Raw genomic sequence first — 16149 nt, forward strand, 5'->3', positions numbered from 1 at the left:
AGGACGTGACTCCTGGGGAAGGTTAGGAAAATCCGGAACACGTTTTCCTACACGAAGTTAGAGAGGTTCCAGGCCTCGGTCAACCCCTCGGACCTGGCAAGGTTCGGACAGAGCGGTCAGCCTGCGGTACTGTTTCCGGAAAGTTCGGAAAGGAGTTGCCGGATGGCGTCACGCGGTCCCTCGCTGCCCCGGATCACGGATGTGGCCGCGCTGGCGGGAGTCTCGACGAGCACCGCGTCGAAGGCCCTGAACGACACCGGCCAGCTCCGCGAGGAGACCAGAGAGCGGGTACGGCGGGCCGCCGAGCAACTCGGATTCACCCCGGACAGCCGGGGCCGGGCGTTGTCGTCCGGCCGCAGCTTCACGGTCGGGCTGATCACCACCGACAGCTCCGGCCGGTTCAGCATCCCGATCATGCTCGGCGCGGAGGACGCGCTGAGCGCGGGCGAGATGGCGCTCGTGCTGTGCGACACGCGGGACGACCCACTGCGCGAGCAGCACTACCTCCGCTCGCTGGTGTCGCGGCGGGTGGACGGGATCATCGTGACCGGTCGCCGGGCCGAGGCACGCGCGCCGATCGACGTACCGATTCCGGTGGTCTACGCCTTCAGCCCGTCGACCGATCCGGCCGACACCTCGGTGGTCGTGGACGATCACGGTGGGGCGGGGTCGACGGTGCGGCATCTGCTGTCGCTCGGTCGTCAGCGGATCGCACACGTGACCGGACCGGCGACCCACCAGAGTGCGCGGGATCGCGCCGCGGCGACGGTCGAGACGGCCAGCGACGCGCTGGCCGGTGAGCCGATGCATGGCGAGTGGACTGAGCGATGGGGGCGGCACGCGGTCGACGTACTGCTGCGCACGACACCTGATCTCGACGCGATCTCCTGCGGCAGCGACCAGATCGCACGGGGTGTCTGCGATCGGCTCCGCGAGCTCGGCCGCTCGGTGCCCGACGACATCGCCGTCACGGGCTACGACAACTGGTCCGTGATGGCGCTGGCCAGCCGTCCGCCGCTGACCACTGTCGACCTCGAGCTCGAGGAGCTCGGCCGCCGTACCGCCAATCTGTTGCTGGACGCGATCGCCGGGTCGCCGCATCCCGGCCTGATGGAGTTGCCCACCCGCTTGGTCACCCGGGAGTCGACGCTCGGCACCTGACACCGGATGGTCGCCCGTTCGTCCGCCGTTGGTGCGGTCGAGACGGCGGCGAGCGCACGGTCGGCCGTAGGGTGGGGGGGTGCAGCGGATCTCGGCGCGGAATGCCCGGTTTCAGGTGTGGCAGGCGTGCCTGACCAATCGGACCAAGCGGCAGCGGGCCGGGGAGTTCCTGGTGCAAGGGGTGCGGCCGATTTCGCTTGCCGTAGACAACGGGTGGCCGGTGCGGACGGTCATCACCGATGCGTCGCGGCCGTTGTCGCGCTGGGCCCAGGAGTTGCTGCAGCGGTTGCCCCGCGTCGAACGCGTCGCGATGGCGCCTGAGCTGTTGGCCGAGCTCGGCGAGAAGGACGAGACGGCACCGGAAATGATCGCGGTGCTCGAGCTGCCGCCGGACGATCTGGAGCGGATCGAGGTCGGACCCGAGTTTCTCGGGGTCGTGTTCGACCGGCCGACCGGACCGGGGAACATCGGGTCGATCATCCGGTCCGCCGACGCGTTCGGCGCCCGCGGCGTGATCGTCACCGGGCACGCCGCCGACGTCTACGATCCGAAGGCGGTGCGCGCGACGACCGGGTCGCTCTTCGCGGTTCCCGCCGTACGTGTGCCGTCGCACCGTGAGGTGCTCGACTGGGTCCGGCGGTCCGCGATCCCGATCGTTGTCGTAGGCACCGATGAGCACGGGTCGGTCGACGTGTTCGACTTCGACTTCACCCAGCCGGCCCTGGTGCTGATCGGGAACGAGACGGGCGGGTTGAGCGCCGCGTGGAAGGAGGCCGCGGACCAGTTGGTGCGGATCCCGATCACCGGCTCAGCCAGCTCACTCAACGCGGCCAACGCAGCGACCGCCGTCCTGTACGAGGTCTCGCGGCAGCGTTCCCCTTCGTCCAAGACCCGGTAACCTCGCGGTCTTCGCATCTCCAGGCCATCACAATTGACAGTCAGGCGTACACCCACCTCAGGCCAGGCGGGAATCCTGCAATTGTGATGGCCTGGCGGTCACGCGGTGCAGAGCAGTTCGCCATGCAGGATCGAGATCCAGCCGTCGGACCGAGCTGCCCAGGTCTGCCAGGCCTTGGAGATGGCGCTGAGCGTCTCCTCGGGGACGCCGGCCGCGCGGGACTGCTCGGCGAGGGCGGACTTCAGGATGCGGTCCGCCCACATCCCACCCCACCAGGCGCGATCCTCGTCGTTGGCGAAGGTCCAGGTGGTCGCGGTCGCGTCGACCTGCTCGAACCCGGCCGCCAGCGCCCACGACAGCAGTCGCCGGCCGGCGTCCGGCTCGCCGCCGTTCGCGCGAGCCATCCGCTGGTACAGCGCCATCCACTCGTCCAGCTCGGGAAGCTCCGGATACCAGACGAAGCCGTGGTAGTCGGAGTCCCGGACCGCGACGATCCCGCCCGGCTTGCAGACGCGCCGCATCTCCTTCAGCGCCTGCACCGGATCCGCGACATGCTGCAGGACCTGGTGTGCGTGCACGACGTCGTACGTGTCGTCCGGAAGGTCGAGGGCGTGTACGTCGCCGACCGCGAACTCCACCTGGACGTCGAGCGTGGCGAAGGTCGCTCTGGTGATGTCGAGCGCCGCCTCGCTCGCTTCCAGCGCGGTGGTCCGGCCGGGCTCGACCAGGCGGGCCAGGTCGGCGGTGATGGTGCCGGGACCCGCTCCGACGTCGAGCAACGACATGCCGGGCCGAAGATGGGGAAGCAGATAGCCGGCCGAGTTCTCGGCGGTGCGCCAGCTGTGCGAGCGCAGTACCGATTCGTGGTGGCCGTGCGTGTACACGTTGTTCATCCCAGGCTCCTTTGCCCCTTGCCGACAGGATCCACGCTAGCGGAGAATCTTGTTTTGTGAGACACATCGTCTCGGATAATGGACTGCGGAGATGGCCGAATATGGCCAGACCCGCGGTGGTCCCGCGCGGGAGTCTTGAGGGGCTGAAGACAGACCTCAGGAGGAATCAAGTGCTGGCAAAGGTGTTTCCGATCAAGTTGAAGGACGGCAACCAGGCGGCGGCCGAGGAACTCGTCCGGGAGTTCGCGCCGAAAGGCCCGGGCGTCGAGGAAGGGACGCTCTCGTTCCGCGTGTACCGCGACCCGAAGAACCCGGACTACCTGCTCTTCGTCGAGCACTTCGCGAACCAGGCGGCGTACGACGAACACACCGGATCGGCGGCGTACCAGGAGTTGATCGCGGGCAAGTTCGCGGACCTGATCGTGGAGTTCGTAGAGACCGACCACGAACTGGTGGTGAGCCTGTGACCACGCAGACCGACCTGGCCCGGCGGCTGCGCACGCTGCACACCCAGCCGCCGCTGGTGCTGCCGAACGCCTGGGACGCCGGCTCGGCGCGAGCGATCGAGGCCGCCGGTGCCGCCGCGATCGCGACGACGAGCGCCGGCGTCTCCTGGGCCGCCGGGGTGGAAGACGCCGGCGGCCTGAACCGCACGACGGCGATCGCGGCACTCCGCGCGATCTGCGCGGCCGTGTCGGTCCCGGTCTCCGCCGACATCGAGGCCGGGTACGAAGACGTGGCGGCAACGGTCGCGGCTGTCCTGGAAGCCGGTGCCGTGGGCATCAACCTCGAGGACAGCACGGGCGGCGGGCTCGACGATCCCGCGGTTCACGCCGCGCGGATCGCGGCAGCGCGCGCCGCAGCAGTTGCTGCAGGCATCGATCTCGTGATCAACGCCCGCACCGACACGTACCTGTTCGGCGACGGCTCGGGCACGGCGGACCGAGCCAAGGCGTACGCCGAGGCCGGCGCGGACGTCCTGTTCGTGCCCGGCGTCGTCGACCCATCGACCATCGAACAGCTCGTGAAGGAGTCACCACTCCCCCTCAACGTGATGGTCGGCCCAGGCGCTCCGACCGTCGCCGAACTGACCGCGCTAGGCGTCACCCGGATCAGCGTCGGCCCCGCCATCACCACTGCCGCGTACGGATTGGCGACCGCCGCGGCGAAGGAACTGCTGTCGAGCGGCACCTATGAGTCGCTGAGCACCCGGTGAACGGCGGCGAGCGAGCGCCACGGTCGTAGTCGCTCGGCATCGTCGTCAAACGGCCAAGCGTCCCGAGCACCAAGCCGCATCGCCACGTGGTGTGCGGCTTTGGTGCTGACGCCGGGCACCGCCTCCAGCGAGGCGATCAGCGCCTCGGCGTCCTCTCCGCCGTCCAGCACGACGTTGCCTGCAGCAACTTCCCGCGCGAGCGGGCCGACCAGCTCTGCCTCGGTCAGGGCCTGCGGACCCGGGAAGGCGCGGGTCAGGCTGTGGCTGAGACCGGGGACCGGCATCCCGTGGACTTCGACGAGCTTGTGGAGTACGTCGTACGCATCGTCGCGTGGGAGCTGGTCGCGGACGACTGCCTGGACGGCGACCTCGAACGGGCCCCACGCGCCGGGGACGCGGACGCCGGGGCGGGCCGCGATCAGTGGGCCGATCACCGGATCGCCGGACAGGAGAGTCTTCGCGAGGACCGGCTCGGCGTCGAGCCCGACCAAACGGGCGGCGCGGTCGACGACATGGATGACGCCTTCCCAGTACGGCAGATGTGCACGCAGGAGCAGGTGATCGGATCCTCCCGGGCCGATCTCGAGCAGCCCAGGGTCGCCGTCCAGTGCGATCGTCCGCCGGTAGATGCCGTCCTCGACCGACTCCACACCCGGGATCGCGCGCTCGGCGAGGTACGCGCTCATCGCGTCCCAGTCGTACGGCGGGGTGTACGGCAAGCGCAGTACCAGACCGCCGTCGGCGACCAGGCGATCAGTCCGCCGCCGGCGGTCGCGCAACTCGCGCGGGCTGGCGCGGAACACCTCCTGCATGGCGCGGTTGAACTGCCGCAAGCTGCCGAAGCCGGCCGCGAACGCGATGTCCGCGATGCCGAGCTCGGAGTCGTCCAGGAGCCGCCGCGCGAAATGCGCCCGCCGGGAGCGGGCGAACTGATCAGGCGTGACGCCCAGGTGCTCGTGGAACATCCGGCGCAGGTGCCGCGCCGACAACCCCAGTCGCGCACCCAGCGCCGCCTCGCCCGACTCGTCCAGCACGCCGGCGATGATCAGCTGCACCGCCCGGCAGACCAGCTCGGGCGCGTCGTCCGCCACCGTCCCGGCCACCCGGTACGGCCGGCAGCGCAGGCAGGCGCGATACCCGGCGGCCTCCGCGGCGGCGGGCAGCTCGAAGGTCCGCACGTTCTCCGCGAGGGGTTTCGCGCCGCAGCCCGGGCGGCAGTAGATCCCCGTCGTACGCACGGCCGAATAGGTCGTCATCGATCCACTGTCACCTCCGCCCCACGAGGAGTCCGGCCACATCCGGACATCACGCTAACCATCTCCACCGACAGTTCCTGAACGCGCGCCTTACGTTCGGTGGAGATCGCGGGCCCGGGTCGCTAGGGTGCGGCGGTGCAGTCGAAACCGATGGTGGTTGTGGTGAGTGGTCCGCCGGGAACCGGGAAGACGACCCTGGCGCACCGGGTGGCGGCCGCGATCGGGTGCCCGGCGATCTGCCGGGACGAGATCAAGGAAGGCATGGTGCACGCGACCCCTGGGTTCGTGCCCGGGCCGGGCGATCCACTGACGATGCGGACGCTGTCGACGTTCTTCGACGTGATCGGTCTGCTGGTCGGCCGCGGTACGACGGTAGTCGCCGAGGCCGCGTTCCAGGACCGGCTGTGGAACCCAGGTCTGGCCCCACTCCTCGGTCGAGCCGACGTCCGCATCCTGCACTGCACGGTCCCGGCCGAGGTCGCGCTGGCCCGGATCAACGCCCGTACGACGACCGGCCACCGCCGGACCGCCCACGAGGACGCGCAGATCAGCGCCGAGGCTCGGCTGCGGACCCACAACGCCTTCCAGTCGGTAGACCTGCCGGTCCCCGCTTTGACCATCGACACCACCGCCAATCCACCACTCGACGAGATCTTGGCCTTCTTGAATGGCTAACGACAGGAGGTAGTCGGCTCAAGGCTGCTGCGAGCGTGGTGCTTAAGCGGAGCGCGCCCGGGCATGGTGGACTACCTCCTGTCGTTAGAGAGGGGATCTGGATGCTGAACAGGTTTGAGGGACTGACCACGGCGCACATGGCGGACGCCTGTGTCCGGGCTGGGGTGCCGGTACGCACGGTGTCGTTGACGGCCGTGGCCGGCGGCCGGGTCGCCGGGCGGGTGCTGCCGGCGCAGCACGTGGGCAGTGTCGACGTGTTCCTGGAGGCCTTCGAGTCGGCCGCGGAGGGCGACGTACTGGTCGTGGACAACGGCGGCCGGCGGGACGAGGCGTGCGTCGGTGACCTGGTCGCCCTCGAAGCCAAGGCTGCCGGCGTCGCGGGCATCGTGATCTGGGGCCTGCACCGCGACACGGTCGACATCACCGCGATCGGCCTTCCCGTCTTCAGCCTCGGCGCGCTGCCGACCGGACCGCTCCGCCTCGACCCGCAGCCGGCCAATGCGTTGTCCACGGCAACGATCGGCGACTGGACGGTGACCCGCGAGGACGTCGTACTCGCGGATGAGGACGGCGCGATCTTCGTCCCGGCCGACCGCGTCGAGGAGTTGTTCGGGCTGGCCGAGTCGATCCGGGACACCGAGCACCAGCAGGCCGACGCGATCCGCGCCGGGCGGTCGCTGCGCGAGCAGGTGAGGTTCGCCGACTATCTGCTCGTGCGCGCCGCCGACCCGTCCCTGACCTTCCGCCAGCACCTGCGCCTGGTCCGAGGAGCGATCGAAGAATGAGTGCAGCCGCCGCCGGTACCTGGAAACTGGGCGACGTCACGGTCAACCGGATGGGCTTCGGTGCCATGCGGATCACCGCGAATCCCGATCGCTCGGTGGCGATCGGCGTACTGCGTCGCGCGGTGGAGCTCGGCGTCAATCACATCGACACGGCAGCGTTCTACGTGTCGCCGGGCGGGACGCTGCGGGTCGGCGACGGGCCGGTGCGGTACGCGAACGAGCTGATCCGTGAGGCGCTGGCGCCTTACCCGGAGGGTCTGGTGATCACCACCAAGGTCGGGCCGGGCGAGGACCCTGACCGTGGCTTCTACCATGCGACGACCGCGGCCGAGCTGCGCACGCAGGTGGAGACGAACCTGCGCCAGCTCGGCGTCGACTGTCTCGACGTGGTCAACCTGCGGATCATGAAGAAGCCCGGCGCGGACTCGATCGCCGACCGGTTCGGCGCGCTCGCAGACCTGCGCGACGCCGGGCTGATCCGTCAGCTCGGGGTGTCGAACATCCGCGCCGACCACGTCGACGAGGCGCTCGCGATCGCGCCGGTCGTGTGCGTCCAGAACAGCTACGCGATCGACCTGCGCGGCGATGAGGACGCGCTGATCAAGCTGTGCGCGGAGCGGGACATCGCCTACGTGCCGTTCTTCGCGATCGCCGGCGGTTCCCGCGAAGACGGAGCTGCGACCAACCACTCCGACGCCATCCAGGCGATCGCCGACAAGCACGGCGCCTCAGCCCAACAGGTCCGCCTCGCCTGGACCCTGCACCAGTCCCCCAACGTCCTCGCCATCCCCGGCACCGGCAACCCCGCCCACCTCGAAGAGAACATCGCCGCCGGCACCCTCCACCTGCCCCCCGAAGAACTCGCAAGCTTGAACTGATACGTCATCCGGCAGCCGGCGTCGGCTGGCTGATTGCGGCGCGGATGGCGGGGACTACTTCCTCGGACCAGCGGGCCAGTTGGGACTCGTACGGGTCGGAGCCGCGGGGGAAGAGGGTGAAGCCGGCGGCGTTGTGGTTGAGGATGGCGTCGGTGAGTTCTTCGGTCCACTGGGCCGGGGAGCCGCCGATCCAGCGGCCTTCGGCGTCGCGGGTACGGCGTACCGGGGTTGCGGTGATCGCGCCCGGGAAGTTGTAGATGGTGGCGACGTCGGCGGGCTTGCGGCCGACCGAGAGCGCGGCCTCGTCGATGATCGGGCGGGACCAGCGGAAGCGGTCACTCAGCCAGTCCGCGGCGTGGCCGGGGATCCAGCCGTCCGCCTGGCGGCCGGTCGCGGCGAGCGACTTGGGGCCCTTCGAGCCGGTCCAGATGAGCGGCGCGGCGACGGCAGCCGGTCGGAGGTCGCCGATCGGGTAGTGCTTGGTCGGGGCCGGACGGCCGCCGTCGGACATCGAACGGACCAACTGCATCGCCTCCTCGAAGGCCTCGACCGCCTCGGCCGGGCGCAGCTCCGGGACGCCCATCGTGGTGATCCGGTCCCACGCGCCGCCGGCGCCGAGGCCGAGGACGAACCGTCCGCCCGACAACGCCGACAGGGCGGACGCCGTACGTGCGAGCACCGGGGCCGGACGCAACGGCAGGTTGGTCACGTTGACGAAGGCCGACAGCCGCTCGGTCCGGCCGAGGATGAAGGCAATCGCCGCATACCCGTCCAGCAGGTCGGCGACATAGGGGTGATCCGACAAGCTGACGTGGTCGAGCCCGTCGCGGTCGGCCCGCTCCGCGAGCCGCAGGATCGCGGGCACGTCGCTGAGCTTGTCGGGTGAGCCATATCCGAACTTCACAGTCATCGCAGTCCTCCAGATAGTTCGTACATCTAAATAGTAGTACCACGAACTGTTAGGCCTGCAAACTATCCGGCTGCCGGACTATCATGGCAGACATGGCGACGACGACGGCACGGGATCAGCAGCTGGCCGCGGCTCTGGTCCAGACGATGCATCGGCTGCAGGATCTGCACGCCGAGACCAGCCGGCCGCTCGGCCTCACGCCGCAGCAGGCGCACCTGCTCTGTGTTCTCCTCGGCGGCCCGCTCGGCATGACCGAGCTCAGCCGGATCCTGAGCATCGAGCGCTCGAGCCTCACCAGCATGGTCGACCGCCTGGAACGCCGCGACCTGGTCATCCGGACCGCCAACCCGACCGACCGCCGCGCCAGCCACATCGAGCTCACCCCCGCCGGCCGGTCCCTGGCCCACGACGCCCACAATGCCGTCGTCGACCGCATCGAAGCCCTGACCTCCGACCTTCCAGCAACTGCCCGCGAGACGCTCACGACCACGCTGCAGACGATCCTCGCCCGAGCTTGATGCAGTACCAGTACGTCGCCCTGACCGTGGTCGACTGCCTGCTCAGTCGCGGCGCGGGCGGTGGAGAGTGAACGTCTCGAAGGTTTAGCGCCGGTCACAACCAGCCCTGGCGGGCGGCGTACAGGCCGGCCTGGAATCTGGTGTCCGCGTTCAGCGAGGTCATCAGCGTTGCGATCCGCCGCCTGGTGGTGCGATGGCTCCAGCCCAGATGGTGCGCGATGGCCTCGTCCTTCATCCCGCTGGCGAGCAGGGCCAGCACCCGTCGGTCGTCGGCCGTCGGCTCGACCACGTCGTCCTGCTCGGTCGCGAAGTGGGGCTCTGCGGACGTCAGCGGGGTCGCCTGGTCCCACAGCCGGTCGAAGACATAGAGCAGTACGTCGAGCAGGCTGCACGGGTGGACCACGATCGCGCTCGCGATGTCCCGCTGGTCCGCCGACTGGGGAATGAATGCCACCTTGCGGTCGAAGGTGGCGAGCTTGAGCGGCAACTCTTCCCGGCGTCAAGACTGGCGAGGAGGCCGGTGGTCACCTTGGCCTGCCAAGGCTGTGGCGGTGTCTGCGTAGGTGTCGCTGTTGCGGCGACGGCCGGAGCCGGAACCAACTGCAACGCCAACAGCCCGGCAAGCACTGCCGGTACGGCGCCGCGCATCCAGCGCCGTCCCCGTCGCGAACCCGGCGAGCGAACCATCGAGCCTCGCCCTGACGACACAGCTCGCCCGGAAGCTGAGGACGGACGTGGCAGCGGAGCCGGCATGCGAAACCTCCAGGTCAGGATTCGCCCGGTGGACGTTAGCGGCCGGGCGCAACGTCCAGCAGTCTCGTCAGCGCCGGGACCGGGTGTCCAGGCACCTGCGCGGCCCCATCTGGCCACGGCCAGAACTGGCCGCAGCAGGCTTCTCAGTCCCGCCGACCGCCGAACTCCCACGGGTGCACGTCCGTGAGCTTGGCTGACAGCAGTACGGCGGCGTGCCGGGCGTCACGTGCTTCGACGAGGGCTGCGCGGCCGAGGTGGGTGTCTTCGGTCAGGTCGAGCAGGTCGCCGTACATGATCAGGTACGGCGACTCGACCGGCCGCGGCTCGTCCTGGGTGAGGACGAGGAAGCGGCGGTGGCCCTCGACGGTGCTGGTGAAGTCCCACATCGTCGTGCCGACGCGTTTGTCGAAGCGACAGAGGAGGATCTCGTCGAAGACGCCGGCGCGGTAGTAGGGCTCGTCGTACGCGAAGGAGCGCGCCGCCACGACGTCCGGCAGGTCCACGATGTGGAGGCTGCCGGTCGTCTCCTCGCCGTCCTCCGTCAGGGTCGGGCCGCGGGCGATCAGGGCGTCGGCGTACCCGTCCATGAACGCCCAGTGCTCCTCGGTCAGGCTGACCTTGAGGCCGAACCCGCCGGGCCGGTCGCGTCCGTAGACGAAGTACTGCATCAGGATGCGAGGTGGAGGCGCAGGATCGTGTCGTAGTCGACGATCTCCACGCCCGCGTCGGCGAACTCGCCGGCGGCGACAGTCTCCTGGGTCGGGATGATCAGGAGCTTGCGCGGGTCGCTGACCTCGACGCCGTACTTGGTCTGGGCGAACGCGCGGTTCTCGGCGGAGTCGAAGTACTCCGCGTACCGAGCGAGCTGAGCGGCGCCTTCCGGCACCGGCGCCTTGAAGGCACGGCGGCGCTTCTTGCCGTTGGTGGTGTCGGCGACCGGGAGCTTGAGGTCGCCGATGATGTGGCTGCCGTCCGCGCGCTCCAGGATGAAGTCGGGCTGCAGGTCGTCCAGGAAGGGCTGGCGGATCAGCCGGGTCGCGTCGAACGCCGACAGCAGGATGCTCTCGTTCGCGTCCAGGAACTGGTCGACGGTCGCGTCCTGGAGACCGTGGGCGAGGTAGGTGCTGGCGAAGGCGTCGCTCTTCAGGTCAGCGGCGTCCGCCGGCACGCTCAGGGTGCCGATCGGGTCCAGGTGCGGTCGGGCCGCGGAGTAGTTCTGGAGGAAGGTCAGATACTTGTCCGCGGGCTCGGACCGGTGGATCGCGATCGCGAAGAACGTCCAGTGCAACCGGATCGACTCGTTCGCCGTGTGCACGAGCAGGGTGCGGTCGAAGGTCGAGTAGTTGCCCGGCGCGAACTGCAGCAGCTGGTCGCCCGCCCCCACGAACTCCTGCCCCAGCATCGTCACCGCGCTCGGGAACCGGCCGTCCAGCTCCCGCCGGCCGGTCTCGGTCGCGATGGTCGCGTCCTTGAACAGGTTCTCCCCGGACAGCTTGACCACGGGCGAGCCGGTGCCGAGGCCGAAGTACTCCTCGACGCTCTGCACCTTCTGCCGCCGGACCTCGAGCGAGCGGTACTCGCGGCTCACCCCGACGAGCTCGAGGATGTTCCAGTCCGGGGTCTCGGTCAGCACCATCATCCGCGGGAACAGCAGCGGCCCGGTCAGCTCATTGCGGTGACTCGTGGGCAGATGCTCACTCACGCTCCGCAGGTGATCCCCCCAGAACTGCCCATTCACCTTCACGAACTCAGTGGGTTTCATCGCTCTCCTCGGTCACGAACCTGGTCAATCAATAGCAAACCGCTCGCTGTCCCAACGCTATTCCCCACCTAGCGGCGGCGTGGGTTGCGTACCGCCCGACCAGGTCGGCGGCCAACGGCCCCGCGTCCGGGACGGCGTCGGTCCACAGCTCTCGCAGTCCAGCCACCCGCCAATCCTGACAGACGGCAGTTTCGGGGAGGATGAGCCCATGAACGAGGACGAGGACTTCCTGGCTGAAGCACATCAGATGGAAGCCGAGGCCGAACGCATCCGGCAGGAAGCCGAGGACGTCACCTCGGACCCGGCCGCCGTGCAGGAATGGATCCGTCAGTCCAACCTGATCTACGGCGGGCTGGCGGCCGCCGGCCTGGTCGTGGTCCAGCCGTTCCTGACCGAGACCTCACTCGACCCGTCGGCGCTGGTGTGCGTCATCGCTTTCGCCGTCTCGATACCGCTACTCGCCGCACTCCTGGTGCTGAACCGGCAGGAGGAGTTCCGTCGCCGGACCAGCAAGTCGCCACTCGTCAGCGTGGCCAAGGCGATCGCCCAAGGCTCCGCGTTCGCCGGCATCGCCGCAGCTTTCTGGCACATCTCCTTCATTGCCGGGATCGTCTTCCTGGCCGTCGGCTGCGTCGCGGTAGGCGTCCACTCCTCGGGCTACGTGCACCTGGAGTACGACTCGAAGTTCCGCTCAAGATTCCGCCCCCGCAACCCACCCGAGGCATGACACCACAAATCGGCAGGCTGACTCCCGAAATGCAGAGGTCAGGCGCCTGCGGTTGGGGTCCCCGGACCCTTGGGGGCGATCTTGACCGCCTGAACGAACACCCTGACCACGGCACCGAGCAGGACCAGGTCGAGGATCATCTGGGTAGTTACCATCGCGCGGGCGCTCTCGCTGGTGGCGACGATGTCGCCGAAGCCCACCGTCGAAAAGACCGTGACCGTGAAGTAGAGACTGTCGCCGCGCGTGAGCGCTGTCAGGTTGAAGCTCCCCGGGCTGGCCTGCGACATCATGTAGTACGTCGAGGCGAACAGCAACAGGAACGTCGGTCCGATCACGGCCAGTGCCTGAATCGCCTTGGCCGCGGGGTGGGCCGCCCGGATGATCGAGCGCACCTCGAGCACAGTCACGGCGGAAAGAATGACGACACCGCCGGCGACAATCACGCCGAACGGCAGCTTCGCCACCTCGTCGAGCGGCAGAAGGAAGTACGCCACCAGGAGGACGGTCAGGGTGCTCAGGCCCTGGACAAGAGCGACCGCGAACACCCGACGCCGGTCAGCCGGCATCGGCGTCTGGATCTCCGCAGGGTCGGGCATGCCGCCTCCTTTGCTCGGGGATCACTGTCCACCAGTGTCCTCGTAGACCACGATGCGGACGATCTCCTGGTGACAACGAGTTTCCGCGCATCCCGTGTCGACCGCACAGGTCGGACTGCGTGAGGCTCTGACTCAGCTCCGGCGTACCGGGGGAACGTTCGCCGTTCCGGTCGGCCTCGACTTCAAGGGCGCCGCCACGCGAACCTGCGCAACTGGATCGCCGCGCTCTCCTGAGAGCGCAAAGCCAGACCTTCAACTCGGTGTTGCCCAGGGCTCAGCGTGTTCGCTACACACCGGCAGTTTCAGGCGCAGTACCGCGCCGCTTTGACACGGCACGACTTCGGCCGTCCCGCCATGCGCCTCGGCGACCTGTCGGACGATAGCTAGGCCCAGTCCGGATCCGGGATGCGCGCGGGCAGCGGGTGAGCGGTAGAAGCGGTCGAAGACGAACTTGAGGTCGCTGTCAGGGATCCCGGGGCCGGTGTCCGCGACGTCGAGAGTGCCCTCCTTGACGCTGATCAGGACCCGGCCGCCGGACGGGCTCCATTTCACGGCGTTGTCGACCAGGTTCGCAACCGCGCGTTCCAGGGCGTCGGGGTCTCCGTGGACAAGGGTTGGCGCGCAGGTCAGGTCGAATCCGATCTGCGCTGCCCGACGTGTCGCGCGGGCCGCGACGCGCTCGGCGACAAGGTCCAGGCGGACGTCTTCAGTGTGGAAAGCGGGCTGGCCGTAGCGGGCCAGGTCGACCAGGTCGTTGATCAGTGTCTTGAGTTCGCCGGCCTGGTCGAGCGCTTCGGCGGCGAGGTGTGGGGCCTGCGTGTCGGCCAGATCTTCCGCCAGCAGTTCGAGGTTCACGGTCAGGCTCGTCAGTGGCGTGCGCAGTTCGTGCGAGGCGTCGGCCACCAGGCGGCGCTGGGCGCCGACGGACTCGTCCAGGGCGGCGGTCATCCCGGCGAACGCGGTGCCGAGCCGGCCAATCTCGTCCTGGCTGTCGGCAGGGATCGGGATGGCCAGGTCGCCGGTCGTGCGGATCAGTTCGACGGTCTCGGTGAGCCCACGTACGGGTCGTAGGACGCGGCGTGCGGCCAGGCGTGAGGCAAGTGCTGCCAGGAGTCCGGCGGCCACCGTCGATGCGGCGAGCAGCCAGGCGAGTCGGCGCAGGGTGGGTGCGGGATCGGATTGCGGGATTGCGGTGCGCACCAGCGTGCCGGGTGCTCCTGGGAACGGGGCGGTGTAGATGCGGTAGGCGACGCCGCCGTAGACCGCGTTACGGAAGTAGGCAGCGGCGGCTCCGTTCGCGACCTCGACGTCGCGGACGGTGAGGTCGACGAACTGCGCCGACGGCCCGGCCCGGACCGGGTCCGGCACGATTTGCAGCTGGGTGCTCCCGATCCCCAGCGGAACAGCTGGGAAGGCCGACTCGTTGGACGTCCCCCTGAATTTCTCCTTGATGGCTTTCGCCACGTCCGGTGCCTGGCCGGCCGCCGCCACCAGGGAGCTGTCGATCTGGCCGCGGAGGTTGGCCTCCACGGCCGGATACAGAACCACCGACACGAGCAGCATGGCGCCCGCGGCTATGGACCCTCCGGCGATGGCCAGCCGGGTGCGCAGGTTCATGGCTCCTCGCGCAGGACATACCCCAGGCCGCGGACCGTCTGGATCAGTCTGCTGCCACCGTCCGCTTCGAGCTTGCTTCGCAGATAGCTGATGTAGACCCACAGCGCGTTCGACTCCGGGCCGAAGTCGTAGCCCCAGACGGACTCGAAGATCTGGGTCCGGCTCAGGACGCGGCGGGGATTGCGCAGGAACAGCTCCAGCAGGGACAGCTCCGTCTTGGTCAGCTCCAGGCGCCGGCCGGCGCGTTCGGCCCGGCGGCCGCTCAAGTCCAGTTGGACGTCGGTGAAGTGCAGCACCTCGTCTCTTGCGCCGCTGCGCCGCAGCAGGGCTCGAAGTCGGGCCCGCAGCTCCTCCAGAGCGAAGGGCTTGGCCAGGTAGTCGTCGGCCCCCGCGTCGAGCCCGGCGACCCGGTCGGTGACCAGGTCCCGGGCCGTCAGCATCAGGATCGGCGTGTCGTACCCACCCGAACGCAGCGTCCGGCATACCTCGAGCCCGTTGGGTTCGGGCATGAGGACGTCGAGCACCACCGCGTCCGGGCGGAACACGCCGTGCTCCGCGAGGGCGGACGCCCCATCAGCGGCGGATGCCACGTCGTAGCCGTCGCGGCCCAACGCATGCTCCAAGGACCGCCGCACAGCCGGGTCATCGTCCACGACAAGTATCCGCATGGTCGTCCATCCTCGCCGTCGATCATGAAGTTGTGATGATGTGAGACTAGGCCGCTGTCAGCCGTTGGCCAGTGACTGCTTCAGATCCCCCAACGCGGTCTTCAACCGGTCGGCGCTGACCCCGAGCGAGTGGGCGACATCACGGAAGGCCTTGGACGTCGGAACGATTCCGCCAGGAGCCGATACCACAGCGACCAGGGCGGCCTTGGCCTTGGCTTGACTGATGCCGAGCGCCGCGGCCAACCGTGCCGCTGCGGTGTTGCTCGCGAACGGCGAGTTCCGCGGGTCGTCCGCCCCCTTCTTGCCCTTGCCGTCGTTCTTGTGTTTGTCGTCGGCACGAGGGCGCCCAGGCTTGAGAAACAGCGGCTCCACGGCGGCCTTGACCCGCGAGGCCGGCAGCCCCAGGTTCGCCGCGACCGCCCTGACGAATGCCTCCGGCGTAACGGTGGTCGAGCCGGCCAGCGACTTCTTGGCCGCGACCAGCGCGGCGTCGAGCCGGGCGGTCGTCACCCCGAGCTTTGCCGCGGCCGCGGCGATGTCGGCATTCCCGGTCGGCTTGGACTTACCCTCCACCTTCACCGCGGCACCGGACTTCGCGGCGCCGGCTTTCGGATCCGAACCGGACGTCGCCGCCGACGCAGTACCGGTTGTGGCCAGTGCGACAAGCGTTGCCGCGGCCGCGACCAGCCGTGTGCGTTTCATCATCGTGATTCCTTTCGTCCACGAGCGCGCCGGACGAGAACCGGCGCCGTGGCAACAACACAAACAGCGCGGCCTCAGGTGTGGTTTCAGCCACCTTTAGAGCTTCCTTAGAAGGGGCCCAAGATGTCTGCACT

The 16149-nt window shown here is 68.9% G+C and carries 19 protein-coding genes; 9 read left to right on the forward strand and 10 right to left on the reverse strand.

Annotation, left to right across the window (positions count from 1 at the left end):
* Positions 1-162: 162 nt before the first annotated feature.
* Together OG558_RS06400 and OG558_RS06405 are read left to right on the forward strand one after the other, a co-directional pair.
* A complete protein-coding gene (locus tag OG558_RS06400; RefSeq protein ID WP_405069367.1) occupies positions 163-1161 on the forward strand; it encodes a LacI family DNA-binding transcriptional regulator in 999 nt (332 codons plus the stop codon).
* A 79-nt stretch (positions 1162-1240) separates the two neighbouring features.
* Positions 1241-2059, forward strand: coding sequence for a TrmH family RNA methyltransferase (locus OG558_RS06405; protein WP_405069368.1), 819 nt, complete (start codon positions 1241-1243; stop codon positions 2057-2059).
* Positions 2060-2157: 98 nt separating this feature from the next.
* On the opposite strand, the gene OG558_RS06410 is transcribed toward OG558_RS06405, so the two are convergent.
* On the reverse strand, positions 2158-2952 hold the full coding sequence (locus OG558_RS06410) for a class I SAM-dependent methyltransferase (RefSeq protein ID WP_405069369.1): 795 nt from the start codon (positions 2950-2952) through the stop codon (positions 2158-2160).
* 170 nt (positions 2953-3122) lie between these two features.
* Between OG558_RS06410 and OG558_RS06415 the strand changes: the two genes are divergently transcribed.
* Positions 3123-3419: a putative quinol monooxygenase gene (locus OG558_RS06415; protein ID WP_405069370.1), complete on the forward strand. Its 297-nt coding sequence runs from the start codon at positions 3123-3125 to the stop codon at positions 3417-3419.
* Positions 3416-4168 carry an isocitrate lyase/phosphoenolpyruvate mutase family protein gene (locus OG558_RS06420; protein WP_405069372.1) on the forward strand — a complete coding sequence of 251 codons (753 nt, stop codon included), beginning with the start codon at positions 3416-3418 and terminating at the stop codon, positions 4166-4168. The genes OG558_RS06415 and OG558_RS06420 overlap by 4 nt, the downstream gene beginning before the upstream one ends.
* On the opposite strand, the gene OG558_RS06425 is transcribed toward OG558_RS06420, so the two are convergent.
* Positions 4144-5424 carry an AlkA N-terminal domain-containing protein gene (locus tag OG558_RS06425; RefSeq protein ID WP_405069373.1) on the reverse strand — a complete coding sequence of 427 codons (1281 nt, stop codon included), beginning with the start codon at positions 5422-5424 and terminating at the stop codon, positions 4144-4146. The two genes, OG558_RS06420 and OG558_RS06425, sit on opposite strands and share 25 nt — an antisense overlap.
* 135 nt (positions 5425-5559) lie before the next feature.
* Between OG558_RS06425 and OG558_RS06430 the strand changes: the two genes are divergently transcribed.
* The 3 genes from OG558_RS06430 (at position 5560) to OG558_RS06440 (ending at position 7762) form a co-directional block, all read left to right on the forward strand.
* On the forward strand, positions 5560-6099 hold the full coding sequence (locus OG558_RS06430; RefSeq protein WP_405069374.1) for an AAA family ATPase: 540 nt from the start codon (positions 5560-5562) through the stop codon (positions 6097-6099).
* Between the two features lie 101 nt (positions 6100-6200).
* Positions 6201-6884: an RraA family protein gene (locus tag OG558_RS06435; protein ID WP_405069375.1), complete on the forward strand. Its 684-nt coding sequence runs from the start codon at positions 6201-6203 to the stop codon at positions 6882-6884.
* Complete coding sequence (locus OG558_RS06440) at positions 6881-7762, forward strand: aldo/keto reductase (protein ID WP_405069376.1); 882 nt, start codon at positions 6881-6883, stop codon at positions 7760-7762. The genes OG558_RS06435 and OG558_RS06440 overlap by 4 nt, the downstream gene beginning before the upstream one ends.
* Positions 7763-7766: 4 nt before the next feature.
* Here the strand turns inward: OG558_RS06440 and OG558_RS06445 are convergent, their stop codons facing one another.
* Positions 7767-8672: an LLM class flavin-dependent oxidoreductase gene (locus OG558_RS06445; RefSeq protein ID WP_405069377.1), complete on the reverse strand. Its 906-nt coding sequence runs from the start codon at positions 8670-8672 to the stop codon at positions 7767-7769.
* Between the two features lie 92 nt (positions 8673-8764).
* On the opposite strand from OG558_RS06445, the gene OG558_RS06450 reads away from it, so the two are divergent.
* Positions 8765-9190: a MarR family winged helix-turn-helix transcriptional regulator gene (locus tag OG558_RS06450; RefSeq protein ID WP_405069378.1), complete on the forward strand. Its 426-nt coding sequence runs from the start codon at positions 8765-8767 to the stop codon at positions 9188-9190.
* A gap of 94 nt (positions 9191-9284) precedes the next feature.
* Here OG558_RS06450 and OG558_RS06455 read toward each other — a convergent pair whose 3' ends face one another.
* The 3 genes from OG558_RS06455 to OG558_RS06465 form a co-directional block, all read right to left on the reverse strand.
* On the reverse strand, positions 9285-9677 hold the full coding sequence (locus tag OG558_RS06455; protein WP_405069379.1) for a hypothetical protein: 393 nt from the start codon (positions 9675-9677) through the stop codon (positions 9285-9287).
* Positions 9678-10086: 409 nt separating this feature from the next.
* Complete coding sequence (locus tag OG558_RS06460; RefSeq protein WP_405069380.1) at positions 10087-10611, reverse strand: YciI family protein; 525 nt, start codon at positions 10609-10611, stop codon at positions 10087-10089.
* The gene (locus OG558_RS06465; protein ID WP_405069381.1) at positions 10611-11705 is read right to left on the reverse strand and encodes a hypothetical protein; all 1095 of its coding nucleotides are present in this window, start codon (positions 11703-11705) and stop codon (positions 10611-10613) included. The genes OG558_RS06460 and OG558_RS06465 overlap by 1 nt, the downstream gene beginning before the upstream one ends.
* A gap of 208 nt (positions 11706-11913) precedes the next feature.
* On the opposite strand from OG558_RS06465, the gene OG558_RS06470 reads away from it, so the two are divergent.
* Positions 11914-12432, forward strand: coding sequence for a hypothetical protein (locus tag OG558_RS06470; protein WP_405069382.1), 519 nt, complete (start codon positions 11914-11916; stop codon positions 12430-12432).
* 38 nt (positions 12433-12470) lie between these two features.
* On the opposite strand, the gene OG558_RS06475 is transcribed toward OG558_RS06470, so the two are convergent.
* The 4 genes from OG558_RS06475 to OG558_RS06490 all read right to left on the reverse strand — a co-directional run bounded on the left by OG558_RS06475 (position 12471) and on the right by OG558_RS06490 (position 16018).
* Positions 12471-13028, reverse strand: a complete 558-nt coding sequence (locus OG558_RS06475; protein WP_405069383.1) for a potassium channel family protein — start codon at positions 13026-13028, stop codon at positions 12471-12473.
* A gap of 252 nt (positions 13029-13280) precedes the next feature.
* Positions 13281-14645 carry a sensor histidine kinase gene (locus OG558_RS06480; RefSeq protein ID WP_405069384.1) on the reverse strand — a complete coding sequence of 455 codons (1365 nt, stop codon included), beginning with the start codon at positions 14643-14645 and terminating at the stop codon, positions 13281-13283.
* Entirely contained in the window at positions 14642-15313 is a 672-nt protein-coding gene (locus OG558_RS06485; protein WP_405069385.1) for a response regulator transcription factor, read from the reverse strand. The genes OG558_RS06480 and OG558_RS06485 overlap by 4 nt, the downstream gene beginning before the upstream one ends.
* 57 nt (positions 15314-15370) lie before the next feature.
* The gene (locus OG558_RS06490; RefSeq protein WP_405069386.1) at positions 15371-16018 is read right to left on the reverse strand and encodes a hypothetical protein; all 648 of its coding nucleotides are present in this window, start codon (positions 16016-16018) and stop codon (positions 15371-15373) included.
* Positions 16019-16149 lie beyond the last annotated feature (131 nt).

Source organism: Kribbella sp. NBC_01510, from assembly GCF_045040325.1.
Taxonomy (GTDB): Bacteria; Actinomycetota; Actinomycetes; order Propionibacteriales; family Kribbellaceae; genus Kribbella.